The following is a 15,877-nucleotide window of genomic DNA, read 5'->3' on the forward strand; positions in this document are numbered from 1 at the left end:
CTCGACAGCGAAAGCGGCCTGGGAGGAGTATTCGGCAAGATGGCCGACCCGATCGTCACGAAAGCATTTTCACGGACGGTTCGGGTAAGTCTCGAGAACTTGGCGGACATCCTCGTGCACGCCGAATGATCTGACGGACAAAGCGCCAGCGCAGCTAGAGCGAGGCAGCGGAACGGTGCGGATCGCGGATGTCGATCCCCGCCTCGGTCCATGCTTCCCTCAGTGCCTCCGCGCCGCGCAGACGCACCCAGGCGGCTTCGGTACCGGTCAGGGGGACCACACCAAGGAAGCGCACCGGGTCGAACGGCTCCGGCAGCGTCAGGTCTTCGATCCCGCTGTCACCGAGAAGCACCGCCGTGAACGCAGTGTCCTTCCACAGCGGCTCGCCCAGGTCCAACAGTGCGTCCTCGAGCAGCACGACGCCTTCGACGGACGGCGCCGCGGCCAGCACCGCGAGCGTCCTGGCCACACCTGACGCCACACCGGTGCCACCGCGCAGCGTGAGTACCAACTCGGCGCGGGGTCCGCGCGTGGGGTCTGCGACCAGTTCGTTGGGGTCGCCCATCGGATGACGCGAGCACCCCAGTGTGACGTAGCGGACCAGGCCGTCGGGTGATTCGAAACGCAGCACGTCCAGCGGTTCGACACCGAGGAACGTCACTGAGGCCGCGGTGGGGTCCGGCCCCTCGATGCTGCTGACGAGATGGGCCCGGACGGAAGATACGACGCTGTCTGACACTCGTCCATCTAAACACCGTGCCCGCGAGGTTCGCAGCGCAGATACCTCGCGGTGGCGGTAGCGTCGTCGAAATGGTCTCCGTTCTCGCTGTCAGCGACGAGACCGTCGAATTCCTGTGGAGCAGTCAGGTTCGTTCACTCGGAGTCGACGTGATCCTGGGCGCGGGCGATCTGCCGTTTGCGTATCTGGAGTACCTGTCTGACCAACTGAATGCGCCTTGCGTGTTCGTTCCCGGAAACCACGACGCCGATCTGTCCGGATATTCGAACAAGAGATCGGGTTGGACGCGGGCCGGGATGCCTGCGCAGTGGCCAGGGCCTACCGGCGCAGTCAACGCCGACGGACGCATCGTGACCGTCGCCGGTCTGCGGATCGCGGGCCTCGGTGGTTCCATCCGATACAACACGGGTCCCAATCAGTGGTCCGAGCGCCAGCAGAGCCGACGCGCTCGCTCGCTCGCCTGGCGAAACGCCTGGCAATCGCGGCTTCCCGGCGGCCGGGCGGGCGTGGATGTGCTGCTCACCCACAGTCCCGCCCGCGGTGTCGGCGACGCCGAGGATCGGCCACATCGAGGGTTCGAATGCTTCACGCCTTTGATTCACAACCTCGATCCGACGGTGATGGTCCACGGACACATCCACCCGCACGGGCGAACCCCTCTCGATCTGGAGGTAGGCCGGACTATCGTGCTCAATACCGTCGGCTTCACGCTGATGGAGATTTCCCCAGGTACTCCGCCGACGATCGTGAGGCGCCGACATGGCTCGTGACACCGGATTTCCCACAGCCGACGCGGAAAACGACTTCGCTCGTCAGCGTCGACGTGCCGACGTTGCCCGTCTGGTCAGTTGGCTACGACGCGAACCCGACGACGTCAACGCGATCCTGCCGTTCGACGAGGTTGTCGCAGCTCTGGGCAAGGTCGGCGAGAAGTCTCTGGGGCTGCAGGTCGTCACCATCGAATCAATAGTCGGAAGTGTCGACCGCACAGGTGATTTCGACAGGTACTTCCGTCCGACGTCCACTCACTCGCGCGCTCGTTGGGAGCGACTTGCGGTGGCGCAACGACGCGGCGAATCGGTACCACCTGTTCAGTTGTATCGCGTCGGCTCCATGCATTTCGTGATCGACGGGCACCACCGAGTGTCCATTGCGTGTGCGATGCACCAGAAGACAATCGACGCGTACGTTACCGAGATCATCACGCGTATCTCGCCGGAAGGCATCACTCAGCGCGCTGATCTGCTCATCAAGGATCATCGTCGACTCTTCCTCACCCGCGTTCCGCTGCAGGGTTCACAACGCGAAGCCGTCCAGGTCACCGACCCGTGGGAGTACGCCGAACTCAGTGAGTGTGTGGAGGCGTGGGGTTTTCGGCTCATGCAGGAAAAGGGTGAGTTCCTCGGCCGAGACACCGTCGCCCGCCGCTGGTTCGGTGAGGAGTTTCTGCCCGTCGTGCGAATGCTGCGGGGCGCCGACATGTTGCCCGAGCACACCGACGCCGAGGCCTACTTGTGGATCGCCCGGGAGCGGTACCGACTGGTGCGGCGGCACATGTGGAACGACGAGATCGTGGCCGAACTACGCGATCGAGCACCGCGAAAGCACAAGCCCGCTACGTAGCGACAGCGAACCGCACCTCTCGGTTCAGGATCTTCGGGTGCATGAATTTCAGCAACGCACGCGCTTCCTTCTCGATGGATGCGAGCGCGGTCTTCGGTTGCTGCGCAAACAGAGTCGCGCCCAATTCGACCGTCTCCTTGTCCGGCGTCACCGTCGCGAATCCCACCACCTTTCCGCGCACCAGGATGGCGGGCTTGATGATGCCGTTGACGGTGAAGACACGAGTTCGGTACTGCTCGTCCATGATTCGCGAGCGGTCGGCGTGCGAGAGCAGGATGTTGTCGAACGGAGCAAGGATTCTGACCGGCGGTGTTCCGGAGGTCGGTCGTGGCGCGTCCGGCAGGTCGAACACCTCGGCCCCTTTCGCGTTGACAAAGGTGATCAAGCCGGGACGTAGCCTCTCGAAGACTTCGGCGAGTCTCGTGAGCCCTGACCACGCTTGGGCATCTTTCACACTCGCGGGCCCGAAGGCTGCCAGATAACGAAGCACCATCGCATCCGGATCCGGCGATGAACTCACTTCCGTGCCAAGCCAATTCTCCAAGGTCGTCAGTGCCGGTACTCCGGATCGTCCCCACAGGCCTCGCGGTGGGACCTGCACCATCGGCAGAAGTCCTCGAACGCCGTGCGCCAGCCCCTCGGCCGCGTGGCCGGGAAAGCGCTCTGCCAGTAACGGTCTCATCTGCATCTGAGTGAGCGGCCCGTCCGCTACCAATTCGCGTCCCGCCCGCGCCAGCGCGTCGAGATCCAACCCGGTGAGCGCAGCACGCTGAGTGCTGTTGGTGTGGAGATCGCGTTCCATGATCGTCTGAACCGTGGCCCGGAAGGGACCCGCATCCGCGGCCGAAAGAGCAAAGACCGTGCCCCGCATGGCAACAAGCCGCACCACCTGGCGCTTCTCGACAAGGGTGGAGAGGTCTTCTGCCGCAAAGTTCTTCAGCCGCGCCCACAGCGCCAGGTAGGGCGGGTTCGGCGCCTGGGCCTGCAGACCTGCCAGGTGCTCGATCGCATCCAACGCACTGACCTCGGCCCTCCGCAGCAGGAACTGCCGCGCCAGAGTCGCCAGGTTGAGCTCGCGATCGGTGATCAGTGCAGCCATCGACAACTCCTCAACGATCGTGGTCAGTGGCGGTGACGATCTCGAACGGTATCTCGACTCGCGCGAGGGTTCCGGACTCTTCACCCGGTCCGACCGAGAACGAGCCACCCGCGGCAACCACACGCAGTTCGTGCGAGAGCAGTCCGATGTGCCCGGCAGCCCGTCGTTCGGCAATCCGATCGGCGCTGATCCCCCGACCGTCGTCGGAGACCACGAGCACCGCACGGTGGTCCAGTCGTGCAAGCTCGATCCGGACGTTCTGCGCGCCGGCATGTTTGACGACGTTGCCCAGAAGCTCTCGGGTGGCGCCGAACAAGACTTCGTCCGCGGACGTGCGTAGATCGTCGTTCCAGCCCGAAGTGTCGACGTCGACCACCACTCCGCCGCGTCCCTGCGCCGAGCGCGCGAGGTCCCCGATCGCGCGGGCAAGGCCCACGTGGACGAGAACTGTGGGATGCAGTTCCGAGACGGACGATCTCAACAGCGTGGTCGCTTCACCGAGCGCTTTTCCGGCTCGCGCCAAAGCGACAGGCTCCGCACTGTCTGCCAATTCGTCGAGATCCATCCGCGCGGCGAGAACGTACTGGAGCGCCCCGTCGTGCAACTGCTCGGACAGTTCCGTGCGCTCTCGCTGCTCGAGCCCCATGAGTTCGGCCAGAAGGCTGGTTCGATGCCCGACGAGTTGTCCGATGGTCAACACGCGTGATCTTTGAATCCGAGTCAGTCCGATTGCGCCTGCGCCCACTCCGGCCAAGGCCATGGTGCTCAGCAGGATCGACGGCCACGGCTCGGAGTTCGAAGTCATCGTTGCCCAGCTGGAAACGAAGAACACCCCGATCGTGCAGGCAACGACGCCGACACACACGTCCGTCCGCAGTTGCGTACACGCCAGAACCGGAATGACGAAGAGCCCGTTACTCAAGATGTCGGCGGTCCAACTCTGCTCGGCCGCGAGACCGGTCAGCAATGTCAGAGTTGCGAGCACGGCAAGGTCGACGAACAAGCCGAGCCAGATCATCGTCACCGGGCCGGTTCCGCCTTTGTGGATCCACAGCGCCACGGCTGCCGACCAGAGGGCATAGGTGCCCAGAATCGCGAAACACCATCCCGCGTCGTTCATCGGCGGGACGAAGATCAGTGTCAGGGCGATGAGCAGCACCAGAGCGCCACGCACCGTCAGTTGGAGGTACGCACCGCGGTAGGCGTGTTCGCGCATGATCCGCTCGAGGTCCGGGCCACCGGGCAGGTGCTCGGTTCGTACCGAGGATTCGTTCATCTGTCCTCCTGTGCCGCCCATCCCAGTTCCCTGTGAATGAGCTTCGCACACGAGATTTCACAATCAACCCGCAATATCGTGAATGACACAGCATTCACCGAACCTCGAAACCACGCAGGAGTGCTCATGATCTCGACCCGAGCAAGCAAGCGCCGCATCGCCACTCGATTTGCCGTCGCCGGCGCCCTGGCAGCGGCGCCGATCGCCGTGTTCGCCGGGACAGCGCAAGCCGCCCCGGCCTCCACCCATCACGAACAATTCGGCCGCCTGGTCCCCCTACCCGAACCGGCCGACGCAGCGCCCGGCCCCGAACAGGTACCGCTCCCCTGGGGCGCGACGTATTCGGTCACCTTGCCCGGGTAAAGGTCACAGCAGCAGATTGGCTCCCGTACCGCCGTCGAACACTGCGATCTTGGCGGGATCGAACCAGAGATCGACAGACCTGCCCTGGGCCACCGTGGACTCGGACGAGAGCCTGGCAACCAGTTGACCGCCACCAGCGACGGCCGTTCCCGAATCGGCGGCGAGTTCCTCGAGTTCACGAGAATTGACGGCGGGGCCACCAGCGAGGAAATACGCGTACTTGTCCGAACCCATCGATTCCAGCACGTCGACGTCGACGGTGAACGTCCCACCGTGCGGCTTCTGCGCTGCATCGACCAGCGCCACGTCCTCGAAATGTTCCGGCCTGATACCGACCACGACGTCCTTGCCCGAGCCGCTGCCCGAGATCTTCGACTGCGCCGCCGCGGGCAGGCGAACATCGCCGATCGGCGTGCTCACACCGTCGGCCGTCAACTGTCCGGGGAAGAAGTTCATGGACGGGGACCCGATGAACCCCGCCACGAACAGATTGTTCGGTCGATCGTAGAGTTCCTGCGGCGCACCGATCTGTTGCACGATTCCGCCGCGCAGCACGACTACCCGATCGCCGAGCGTCATCGCCTCGGTCTGGTCGTGGGTCACGTAAATCGTTGTCGTACCGAGTCGCTGCTGCAGACGGGCGATCTCCGTCCTCATCTGCACGCGCAGTTTGGCGTCCAGGTTCGATAGCGGCTCGTCCATGAGAAACGCCTTCGGGCTGCGCACGATTGCGCGTCCCATCGCGACACGCTGACGCTGACCGCCCGACAGGTTCGCCGGTTTGCGATCGAGATGCTGGGTGAGGTCGAGGACCCGCGCAGCGTCGTCGACCTTGGCGTTGATCTCGTCCTTGGACATCTTCGCCAATGTCAGTGGGAAAGCGATGTTCTGACGCACCGTCATGTGCGGATACAGCGCATACGACTGGAACACCATCGCGATGTCGCGGTCCTTGGGGGCGCGTTCGTTGACGCGTTCACCCGCGATCCGCAACTCACCGGTCGAAATGTCTTCCAGCCCGGCAATCATGTTGAGAGTCGTGGATTTTCCACAACCGGACGGGCCCACGAGAATGATGAATTCTCCGTCGGCGATGGTGATGTCGACATCACTGACCGCCTTGGCTCCGTCCGGGTACAGCTTGGTCACCTTGTCCAGCACGATCTCGGCCACAGGCTTATCCCTTCACTGCGCCGGAAGTAAGCCCGGCCACGATACGACGTTGGAAGAACAGAACAAAGATGATGATCGGAATGGTGATGACCATGGCGGCCGCGGCGATCGACCCGGTGGGCTCCTCGAATTGTGAAGCGCCGGTGAAGTTTGCGATGGCCGCAGGGGCGGTGATGGAGCGTTCGGTCGACGTCAGCGAAATCGCGAACAACAGATCGTTCCAGCAGAAGATGAACACCAGAATGCCCGCAGTGACGATGCCGGGCGCGGCCAGTGGAGCCACCACCTTCCGGAACGCCTGCCCCGGCGTCGCGCCGTCCATCTGAGCCGCCTTCTCGAGTTCCCAAGGAATCTCTTTGAAGAACGCAGAGAGCGTGTAGATCGCCAACGGCAACGCAAAGGTGATGTACGGCAGGATGAGTCCGGCCCAGGTGTCGAAGAGCCCGAGCCGTCGTTCGATGTCGAACAGCGGGCTCACCAATGAAATCTGCGGGAACATCGCGATCAGCAGGGCAACAGCCACCAGCAGCTTCTTGCCCGGAAAATCCAGGCGCGCAATCGCGTAAGCAGCCATGGTTCCGATCACCACGGCGATGACCGTCGAGATGAGTCCGATGCCGATGGAGTTGATCAGAGCACTGGTGAAGGCGCTGGTGTCGAAGATTCCTCGGTAGTTGTCCAGGGTCCACTTCTCCGGAATGAACTTGCCGTCCTTGATGGTTCCGGCGGGCTTGAAGGACAGGCTCGCAATCCACAGGACGGGAACCAACGCGTACAGCAAGACCAGAAGGTTGACGACGGACCAGCTGATCTTGAGTCTGGGAGTCACGGTCATGTCAGCGTCCTTCCGTATCGGATCCGGGAGCCGAAGCACCGAAAAGTTTGATGAAGATGAACGCGATCACTGCCACACACACGAAGATCAGCACGCTGATCGCGGATCCGATACCCAAGTTGAATGCCTTGAACAGATTGTCGTAACCCAGAATCGACACCGACCCGGTGTCGTTCGCTCCCTTCGTCAGCACGTAGATGTTGTCGAAGATGCGGAACGCGTCGAGTGTGCGGAACAGCAGAGCGACGAGGATGGCGGGCTTCATCAGCGGAAGGATGATGCGTACCAACCGGGTCCACGCACCGGCGCCGTCCACCTGAGCCGCCTTGAGGAGGTCGTCGGGCACGAGCGCCAGGCCGGCGAGCAGGAGCAGCGCCATGAACGGCGTCGTCTTCCACACCTCGGCAAGGACGATGATCGCGAGCGACGGGATCTGGTCGGTGAGCGGCGCACTGCCGTCGGGCAGGAGATTGGCGAGGTAGCCGGTCCCCGGCGTCCACGCGTAGTACCAGCTGTATGCCGCCGCGACGGTGACGATGCCGTACGGGATGAGCACAACGGTGCGGACGAGCCCCTTACCCACGATCGTTCGGTGCATCACCAGTGCGATGGTCAGTCCGAGAACGAACTCGATGACGACCGAGACAACCGTGATCGACGTCGTCACCGCGAACGCTTGCCACCAGTAACCGTCGGTCAGCACCGACACGTAGTTGTCGAACCACACGAACTTTCGTTGATCCGGGAAGCGCAGGTCGTAGCGCTGCAAACTCAGCCAAACGGCGTAGACCACCGGATATGCGGTCACCGCGATCATGAGAATCGCGGCCGGGGCCACCAGCCAGAGACCGAGGCGACGCTCGGCCGCCTTTCCGTCCGACATCTTCGACTTCGCGGAGTGCTTCGGCTCCGGCGACGCCGTCGCGACTGTTGGTGCAGCTCCCGAATTTTCGCTGTCGATCGTCACGGAATCAGCCCCTCGGAATTGACTGCCTTGCGTACCTGCTCGGCAAGATCGTTCACGGTCGATTCCGGATCGATGTTTCCCACAGGGTTCAGCGTGGCAGTGATGCGCGTCGAAATACTCTGATAGGCAGGAGAAACCGGACGAACCGAAGCGGTGTCCAGGCTGTCGCGAACCTCACGCCACGCCGGGTACGCCTCCTGGAACGCCGGGTCGTCGTACAGGCTCTCGAGAGTCGGCGGAACGCCACCGGCTACCGCGTTGTTGCGCTGATTCTCCTCGTTACGCAGACAGGTGAGCGCCTCGAACGCGAGGTCCGGATGCCGGCTGGTCTTGGCCACCGCTACGTTGAAGCCGCCGATCGTGACCTCGGCCGGCTTACCCTCGATCACCGAGGGATACGGAGCGGCAAGGAAATTCCGTTCTCCGTTCACCGTGAGCACCGTGTTTCCGGTGTTCTCACTGGTGACGTTGCCCTTGTCGTCGATGTACGGCAGATCGCCCTTCTCGGCGTTCTCCATGATGCCGGGCAGCACGAACGGCCAGTTGACCTGGAAGGCAGATTTGCCGCTCTCCATACCCAGTCGCGACGACGCTTCATCCCCCTGCGAGATCGAGGGATCCGCACCCTTCGCGGTAGCGACGCGCTTCATGACGGTCAGCGCCTGTTGGGCAGCATCACCGTCGGCCACCGTCACGGTTGTTCCGTCCGGCCCCACCACCGATCCGCCGGCACTGGCGAGAAGGGTGTTGAACCAGACCATCAATCCTTCGTACTGCTTGCCCTGCACACCGATCCAGCTGGGGCGCCCCTCCGCGGCCAGGCCTTCGGAGATGTCGATCATCTGATCCCAGGTTTGGGGCGGTTGCCCGTCCGGCATCAAATCCTTTCGATACCAGAGCAATTGGGTGTTGGTGTTCAATGGCGCCGCATAGAGCTGGTCCTGCCACTTCGCCGACTCCAGCGGACCCTCGAGCGTCCCGTTGCTGACCTCGGCCGCCACGTCGTCAGGAAGCGGCAATGCCCATCCCGCTTCGGCGAATTCGGCAGTCCACACCACGTCGAGCGTCATCAGATCGAGTGACTTGTCATTGCCGGTCAGACGCCGGGCCAACTGAAGTCGCTGGTCGTCGGCACCCTTGGGCAGAGTTTTCTGCTCGACCCGGTACGCGCCGTTCGACGCCGCCGAACAATTCGCGGCGGCCTCCGCATACTGCTCGGCGCCGTCGGCAGCGGTGTAGAAGGACAGCACCACGCCGTCGTCATTGTCCGATCCGCACGCACTGAGCAAGGGCGCCAACAACAATGTTGCCGCGCCGAGCAGCCCCGCCCGCAATTTCTTCTTCTGTCCCGCCCGCGATCTCTCGTTCTGCCCCGCCCGCGATCTCTTGTTCTGCACAGCCGTCCTCCTCGGGCGGCGAGACGGCGCAGTCGTTACGGCTGGCCGACGCACCACACATCGGCACTTTTGCCGGAGAAGGGACCTATTTCCTTGTCCGGCAAACGGTCACGGGAAGCGAGTACTACCTCGCCCGCGTGTACATAAAGTAACCGAGATCACACAAGTTGGCAGCCCGAGCGAGAATGTCAGATGGCGAGCTTGGCGAGCAGGTCGCGCGCCGACTCCGCCGTCTTGGGCTCACACAGTACGTCGTAACGTCCGGCGACCAACTGCATCGTCGAGGCGAAGTCCCGCTGCCCACGCGTCGCGGCGTACGGAATCGTCGTGGAGATGACACCGAAGATGATGCCGCCCACGATGCCCGCGATCAGCGGAGCGAGGAAACCACCGGTGACGATTCCGAGCACCAGGCCGAAGAAGACACCGAGCCAAGCACCGGAGACGATGCCGCCACCGATCACCTTGGCCCACGTCAACCGACCGAGAACTCGCTCGACCTGCATCAGGTTCACGCCGACGATCGTGACGTCCTGAACCGGGAATTCCTGATCGGAGAGGTAATCGACTGCGCGCTGCGCCTCGGCGTAGGTGGGGTACGACCCGATGGGCCATCCCGAAGGCGGTGTCGGCAACGCTCCACGGCGCGACCCATTCGACGATTGACCGAGCGGATTGGACATGGCTGGCTGCGCTCCTCTTTTCGGGCACGTCATCCACGCGGATGACGCAAGTACATCTACCCCCTATTGTGCCCTTTACAGACCTGATTCGTTCGGCTATGCGAGCGTCAGGCGTGTTCGGGCGGCGTGAATTCCGACGTGCGCGCCATCCCCGCGGCGCGACCCTTGGCCGAAATCACCAGTGCCATCTTGCGACTCGCCTCGTCGATCATCTCGTCGCCGAGCATGACCGCGCCCCGCCCTCCCCCGGCAGCCGAGGTGTGGAACGCGTACGCGTCCAAGATGAGTTCCGCACGGTCGTAATCGGATTGGCGCGGACTGAACACCTCGTTGGCCGCCTCGATCTGCGTGGGGTGCAGAACCCACTTGCCGTCGAAACCGAGCGCTGCCGTTCGCGCAGCCGACCGAGTGAAAGCCTCGACGTCGCGGATCTGCAGGTACGGCCCGTCGATGGCCTGGACGCCGTGCGCCCGCGCGGCCATCAAGATGGTCATCAGGATGTGGTGATACGCGTCACCGCGGTCGTAGCCGTCCGGTTGCTCACCGACGACCAGAGTTCGCATGTTCAAGCTCGCCATGAAGTCGGCCGGGCCGAACACGAGCGCCTCGACGCGGGGACTCGCGGTGGCGATCGCGTCGATGTTGGTCAAGCCGATCGCGTTCTCGATCTGCGGTTCGATCCCGATCTTGCCGACCTCGAGACCGTTGGCCTTCTCGACCTGCGTCAACAACAAATCGAGCGCCTGGACGTGACTCGCATCGGGAACCTTGGGCAGCAGAATGGCGTCCAGATGCGCTCCGGCGCGGCCCACCACCTCCACGACGTCGGCATACGTCCATTCGGTGGTCCAGTCGTTGACCCGGACGACCTTGACCTGTTTGCCCCACCCGTCCTCGGCCAACGCGTCGCCGATCGACTCCCTGGCCGCCTGCTTCGCCAGCGGCGCCACCGCATCTTCGAGGTCGAGAAAGATCTCGTCGGCGGGCAATCCCTTCGCCTTGTCGATCATCTTCCGACTGCTGCCGGGAACTGCCAATACCGATCGACGGGAACGGTTGCGTGAAGTCATTGCGGACTGCCCTTCTCGATTTTCGGTGGCGCCGTTGCAGATTTTGACGCTGGACGAATTAGCCTTGCAATCATGGCAGCAGCAGGCAAGGTATTTGCAGCCAGGCTTGCCGGCCTGGTTGTACTCGGCCCGGACGGCGAATCGATCGGTCGTGTGCGCGACGTCGTCATCACGGTCCGCATCGGACGCCAGCAACCCCGCGTTCTCGGTCTGGTGATCGAAATGTTCACGCGCAAACGCATTTTCGTTCCGATGTTGCGTGTGACAGCAATCGAACCGAGTGCAGTCACCCTCACCACCGGTAACGTCAGTCTGCGGCGCTTCAACCAGCGCCCGGGCGAAGTGCTCGCTCTGGCGCAGGTACTCGATTCGCATGTGCGCGTGGACGACCCGGAACTCGAGGAGCTTCACGGCGTCGACACGATAGTCGTCGATCTCGGAATCGAATCGACGCGGACGCGAGACTGGGTGGTCTCCAAGGTCGCGGTTCGCGGCCATCGCGGACGCCTCGGTCGACGCGCGGCGATTCACATCGTCGACTGGCAGCACGTCGCCGGCCTCACCCAGAGCGATCTCTCACTCCCCGGCCAGGGCGTAGCTCACCTGCTTCTCCAGTACGAAGGCATGCGACCCGCCGATGTGGCCAACGCCATGCGCGAACTGCCGGAGAAGCGCCGCCACGAACTGGCCGTGGCGCTCGACGACGAACGCCTCGCCGACGTCGTGCAGGAACTGCCGGCGGACGACCAGACCGATCTGCTGATGCACCTGGAAGTCGAACGTGCCGCCGATCTACTCGAAGCGATGGATCCCGACGACGCCGCCGACCTGTTGGGCGAGCTGCCCGAAACCGAGGCCGAGTCACTGCTTCAGTTGATGGACCCGCAGGATTCCGAACCTGTTCGACGCCTGCTCGAGCATTCCCCGGACACTGCCGGTGGTCTGATGACGCCCGAACCGGTGGTACTGACGGCCTCGACGACGGTCGCGGAGGCCCTTGCCCGCGCCCGCAACTACGACGTGACCCCGGCGCTGTCGAGCATGGTCTTCGTCGTACGTCCGCCGACGGCGACTCCGACCGGGCGGTATCTCGGCTGCGTCCACCTGCAGAAGCTTCTCCGCGAGCCTCCCGCCAGCCTGGTAGGCGGACTACTCGACACCGACATGCCCCGGTTGGCCCCGGACGACTCGTTGGCGTCGGTCACCCGATATTTCGCGACGTACAACTTGGTATGCGGGCCGGTCGTGGACGACGAGAACCACCTGATCGGGGCGGTGACGGTCGACGACGTGCTCGATCACCTCCTGCCGGAAGACTGGCGTGAGGATTACTCCGACGACGAGGAACTACTCCGATGAGCGAACGGGCGTCGAGCACGACCGCACGGCAACGACTGGAAACGCCCCGCGGAAGCCGCCGGTTCAATCTCGATTTCGACGTCGAAGCTGTCGGGCGCGTCAGTGAACGCATCGCCCGCTTCCTCGGCACCGGGCGTTATCTCGCAATCCAGACGATCATCGTGATCGTCTGGATCCTGATCAACGTGTTCGCGGTGGCCCTGCAGTGGGACCCGTACCCGTTCATCCTGCTCAACCTGGCCTTCTCCACCCAGGCCGCCTACGCGGCGCCGCTGATCCTGCTGGCCCAGAACCGTCAGGAGAACCGCGACCGGGTCTCGCTCGAGGAGGACCGCTCACGCGCCGAGCAAACCAAGGCGGATACCGAATTCCTCGCCCGAGAACTCGCAGCTCTGCGTATCGCCGTCGGCGAGGTTGCCACCCGCGACTACCTGCGACGGGAGCTCGAGGAGATCAAGTCGATCCTTGCTGCCGACGGCGAACCGACCCCGAAGAAGAAGCACCGGGACTCGAATACTGCGAAACAAAGTCACAACTAGCTGAGCGTTCGCTGAGTTTTGCTGCACGCACCGTGACCGATATGTAACGTAAGTCACAGCAATATGGATATCACGGTGGGTACTCCGGAGCGGGAGCGCCAGCAAAGGGGAATCGTGCGAGTACGCGGAATGATTGCAGCATCCACACTGGTGGGGGGACTGCTCGTCGTCACAGGTCCAGCAGCCCTCACTGCCGGAAGCGCACCGACCGGAGGGTCACAGGTTCCGATCGCACTGGCGGGCTCCGCCTCGATTGCGCAGCCGGACTCTGTCGACTTCCTCCCGACGCCCCGCACGGTCCGAACGCAAAGATCGGCCCCGCCCAGCGATACGGTCGCCGGCGCCCCGGCAGCGCCCAACGCTGCGGCCGTCGTCCTCACCTCTCTGGGCATCCCCGAGATCGTCCTGAACGCGTACCGCTCCGCGGAGCTGGTGATGATGACCGAGGCACCGGGATGCGGAATCCCCTGGCATCTTCTGGCCGGCATCGGACGCATCGAATCCGGTCACGCCAACGGCGGCAAGACGACCTCGGTGGGTACGACGGTCACCCCGATCCTCGGCCCCGTCCTCGACGGACGGCTGGCAGGCAACGAAGTCATTCGGGACACCGACAAGGGCGCAATCGACGGCGACCCCACTCACGACCGCGCCGTCGGGCCGATGCAGTTCATTCCGGCCACCTGGGCCGGATATGCCAGCGACGGCAACGGGGACGGAATCAAGGACCCCAACAACGTCTTCGATGCGGCACTCTCGGCAGCGAAGTACCTCTGCAGCGGCGGACTCAACCTGCGCGATGTCGCCCAGGAGACCAAAGCTGTTCTGCGATACAACAACTCGGCCGCTTACGCAGCAAACGTGATCATGTGGTCGACGGCGTACAAGAACGGTGTCATTCCTTCCGGTCAGCTGCCGTACACCTCGGGCATCAACACCGGCAGCTCCGCGATCAACGCCGCCGCCTCGGCAGACTCCGCCGCTTCGGCCGTACTCGCCGCGGCTGCGGCTACCGATCCGGCGGCCGGCGACAAGGAATCAGCGTCGACGACGCCGACCCCGACCACCACTCCCCTCTTCCCGGGTCTGCCGGACATGCCTGCACTCTCACCCGAGATCCAGGCACTGATCCCGCCGGGCGTCATGCCGACCAGCCCAGCTCCGGGACCCAACGCCGCCCGGAACGCAGCTCCCGGTCAGATCATCCCGCTCCCCGTCCTCACCTCACGGGGTCTCGTGTGGCCGATTCTGACGGCCGAGGGATGGCGCTGGCCCGACGACATGTGTGTGATCCTTCCGGACCCCGCAGCCCTCGACGCCTTGCAGGACGGCATCCTTCTGCCGTGCACGATCCCGGGCATGGCAGTGGCCGCCACGGCACCCGCCACCACCGACGCGGCTCCCGCGGAATCCTCTCCACCCGCCGCCCCCTCTCCGGAGCCCGCACCGGCACCGGCACCCGCACCCACACCGGAGCCCGCTCCGGCCCCGGCTCCGGCATTCGTGCCGTTCTTCCCGGGCCTGCCCGGCATGCCCGCTCTGTAACCGAAATATCACGAAAGAACAGTGCATATGCCCCAAACTGCCCTTCTAGATCACGGTTGAATAACGGAAACGCAACAAATCAGGTAGCCTCGACTCCGTCAGTTGAACGGAAAACCTCCTCGCGGAGGTTCAGGAGGCATAAACAGTGGGTCGGCACAGCAAGAAGACAGATTCGCACATCCGTCGAAATTCGGTCATCGCGCTCACCGGACTCATCCCTATCGGACTCGTCACCGCAGCCAACACGGCCGGCGCCGCTCCCAAGGTCCCGTTCTTCAACACCAGCTCCGCCGAAACGGTGGACACCGCCGCACAAGCCACGCAGGAACCGCAGGCGCAGATTCTGCCCGCCGTCGAAGCAATCGCCGAGCCGGCTCCCGCCCCCGCGCCGGAACCCGCGCCGCTGGCTCCCGTGCAGGCCACTCCCCCGCTCCCCGCCTCGATGGCCGAGGGCGCACTCGGAATCCCGAGCGTGAGCGTCGCCGCCTACCAGAACGCCGAGCGAATCCTCGCTGTCGAGAAGCCCAACTGCAACATGCACTGGACGCTCCTCGCCGGTATCGGCCGCGTCGAATCCGGCCACGCCAACGACGGCAAGGACGCCGACGCGAACGGCAACCTCTACAAGCCCGTGATCGGCCTGCCACTCAACGGCAGCCTCCCCGGCCAGGCCGTCATCATGGACACCGACGGCGGCGCCCTCGACGGCGACACCGTCTACGACCGCGCAGTCGGCCCGATGCAGTTCATCCCGTCCACGTGGAACCAATACGCCGGTGACGGCAACGGTGACGGAATCGCCGACCCGCAGAACCTTTTCGACTCCGCACTGACCACCGGCAAGTACCTGTGCGACGGCGGACTCAACATGCAGGACGTCACGCAGGTTGCCTCCGCGATCCACCGCTACAACAACTCGGCCGCCTACGTCGCCAACGTTCTGGCCTGGTCGCTCGGGTACTCCACCGGCATCGTGCCCGCCGCATCGGACCTGCCGCGCATCCACTGACCTACCTGGACTTACCATGGAGTCATGTCTGTACTGACCGAGTCCGACGTTCGCTCCGCGCTCGCGCGAGTTCTGGACCCAGAGATCCGCAAACCCATCACCGAACTGGGGATGGTCAAGGGGATCTCCCTCTCCAGTGACAACAGCGTCGACATCGGCATCTATCTCACGACCGCCGGCTGCCCGATGCGCACCGAGAT

General features: G+C 63.9%; 17 protein-coding genes and 1 pseudogene. 9 read left to right on the plus strand and 9 right to left on the minus strand.

The window, feature by feature from the left end:
- Positions 1 to 129 (plus strand): annotated as a pseudogene (locus tag A2J01_RS37425) (SRPBCC family protein); the annotation flags it as partial.
- 25 nt (positions 130 to 154) lie between these two features.
- Here the strand turns inward: A2J01_RS37425 and A2J01_RS08535 are convergent.
- Positions 155 to 739, minus strand: coding sequence for a suppressor of fused domain protein (locus A2J01_RS08535; RefSeq protein ID WP_007736116.1), 585 nt, complete (start codon positions 737 to 739; stop codon positions 155 to 157).
- Between the two features lie 71 nt (positions 740 to 810).
- Here A2J01_RS08535 and A2J01_RS08540 point away from each other — a divergent pair, with 71 nt between their 5' ends.
- Together A2J01_RS08540 and A2J01_RS08545 are read left to right on the plus strand one after the other, a co-directional pair.
- Positions 811 to 1,509 carry a metallophosphoesterase family protein gene (locus tag A2J01_RS08540; RefSeq protein WP_042450375.1) on the plus strand — a complete coding sequence of 233 codons (699 nt, stop codon included), beginning with the start codon at positions 811 to 813 and terminating at the stop codon, positions 1,507 to 1,509.
- Entirely contained in the window at positions 1,499 to 2,362 is an 864-nt protein-coding gene (locus A2J01_RS08545; RefSeq protein WP_003945080.1) for a hypothetical protein, read from the plus strand. The genes A2J01_RS08540 and A2J01_RS08545 overlap by 11 nt, the downstream gene beginning before the upstream one ends.
- On the opposite strand, the gene A2J01_RS08550 is transcribed toward A2J01_RS08545, so the two are convergent.
- A complete protein-coding gene (locus tag A2J01_RS08550) occupies positions 2,355 to 3,461 on the minus strand; it encodes a winged helix DNA-binding domain-containing protein (protein ID WP_064112522.1) in 1,107 nt (368 codons plus the stop codon). The two genes, A2J01_RS08545 and A2J01_RS08550, sit on opposite strands and share 8 nt — an antisense overlap.
- Positions 3,462 to 3,471: 10 nt before the next feature.
- The gene (locus A2J01_RS08555; RefSeq protein ID WP_064112524.1) at positions 3,472 to 4,737 is read right to left on the minus strand and encodes a sensor histidine kinase; all 1,266 of its coding nucleotides are present in this window, start codon (positions 4,735 to 4,737) and stop codon (positions 3,472 to 3,474) included.
- Between the two features lie 126 nt (positions 4,738 to 4,863).
- On the opposite strand from A2J01_RS08555, the gene A2J01_RS08560 reads away from it, so the two are divergent.
- On the plus strand, positions 4,864 to 5,100 hold the full coding sequence (locus A2J01_RS08560) for a hypothetical protein (RefSeq protein ID WP_231915741.1): 237 nt from the start codon (positions 4,864 to 4,866) through the stop codon (positions 5,098 to 5,100).
- A 3-nt stretch (positions 5,101 to 5,103) separates the two neighbouring features.
- Here A2J01_RS08560 and A2J01_RS08565 read toward each other — a convergent pair whose 3' ends face one another.
- The 6 genes from A2J01_RS08565 to A2J01_RS08590 all read right to left on the minus strand — a co-directional run bounded on the left by A2J01_RS08565 (position 5,104) and on the right by A2J01_RS08590 (position 11,225).
- Positions 5,104 to 6,273: an ABC transporter ATP-binding protein gene (locus tag A2J01_RS08565; RefSeq protein WP_003945069.1), complete on the minus strand. Its 1,170-nt coding sequence runs from the start codon at positions 6,271 to 6,273 to the stop codon at positions 5,104 to 5,106.
- A 4-nt stretch (positions 6,274 to 6,277) separates the two neighbouring features.
- Positions 6,278 to 7,108, minus strand: coding sequence for a carbohydrate ABC transporter permease (locus A2J01_RS08570; protein WP_003945075.1), 831 nt, complete (start codon positions 7,106 to 7,108; stop codon positions 6,278 to 6,280).
- 1 nt (position 7,109) lies between these two features.
- Positions 7,110 to 7,991: a carbohydrate ABC transporter permease gene (locus A2J01_RS08575; protein ID WP_044480569.1), complete on the minus strand. Its 882-nt coding sequence runs from the start codon at positions 7,989 to 7,991 to the stop codon at positions 7,110 to 7,112.
- A gap of 80 nt (positions 7,992 to 8,071) precedes the next feature.
- Positions 8,072 to 9,409 (minus strand): ABC transporter substrate-binding protein, encoded by a 1,338-nt coding sequence (locus A2J01_RS08580; RefSeq protein WP_064112526.1) that lies wholly within the window; start codon positions 9,407 to 9,409, stop codon positions 8,072 to 8,074.
- A 251-nt stretch (positions 9,410 to 9,660) separates the two neighbouring features.
- Positions 9,661 to 10,155 (minus strand): general stress protein, encoded by a 495-nt coding sequence (locus A2J01_RS08585; protein ID WP_003945065.1) that lies wholly within the window; start codon positions 10,153 to 10,155, stop codon positions 9,661 to 9,663.
- A gap of 107 nt (positions 10,156 to 10,262) precedes the next feature.
- Positions 10,263 to 11,225 (minus strand): HpcH/HpaI aldolase/citrate lyase family protein, encoded by a 963-nt coding sequence (locus tag A2J01_RS08590; RefSeq protein ID WP_054826602.1) that lies wholly within the window; start codon positions 11,223 to 11,225, stop codon positions 10,263 to 10,265.
- Between the two features lie 72 nt (positions 11,226 to 11,297).
- Here A2J01_RS08590 and A2J01_RS08595 point away from each other — a divergent pair, with 72 nt between their 5' ends.
- From A2J01_RS08595 to A2J01_RS35020, 5 genes are all read left to right on the plus strand, one after another.
- Complete coding sequence (locus tag A2J01_RS08595) at positions 11,298 to 12,584, plus strand: magnesium transporter MgtE N-terminal domain-containing protein (RefSeq protein ID WP_003945077.1); 1,287 nt, start codon at positions 11,298 to 11,300, stop codon at positions 12,582 to 12,584.
- Positions 12,581 to 13,123, plus strand: coding sequence for a DUF1003 domain-containing protein (locus A2J01_RS08600; RefSeq protein ID WP_003945067.1), 543 nt, complete (start codon positions 12,581 to 12,583; stop codon positions 13,121 to 13,123). The genes A2J01_RS08595 and A2J01_RS08600 overlap by 4 nt, the downstream gene beginning before the upstream one ends.
- 75 nt (positions 13,124 to 13,198) lie before the next feature.
- A complete protein-coding gene (locus tag A2J01_RS08605) occupies positions 13,199 to 14,668 on the plus strand; it encodes a lytic transglycosylase domain-containing protein (protein WP_231915742.1) in 1,470 nt (489 codons plus the stop codon).
- Positions 14,669 to 14,813: 145 nt separating this feature from the next.
- Positions 14,814 to 15,677 carry a lytic transglycosylase domain-containing protein gene (locus A2J01_RS08610; RefSeq protein ID WP_003945171.1) on the plus strand — a complete coding sequence of 288 codons (864 nt, stop codon included), beginning with the start codon at positions 14,814 to 14,816 and terminating at the stop codon, positions 15,675 to 15,677.
- 24 nt (positions 15,678 to 15,701) lie between these two features.
- On the plus strand, positions 15,702 to 15,877 hold a 176-nt coding region (locus A2J01_RS35020), incomplete at its 3' end, for an iron-sulfur cluster assembly protein (RefSeq protein WP_156519217.1).

It is taken from the genome of Rhodococcus sp. EPR-134, from assembly GCF_001647205.1.
GTDB lineage: Bacteria > Actinomycetota > Actinomycetes > Mycobacteriales > Mycobacteriaceae > Rhodococcus_F > Rhodococcus_F qingshengii.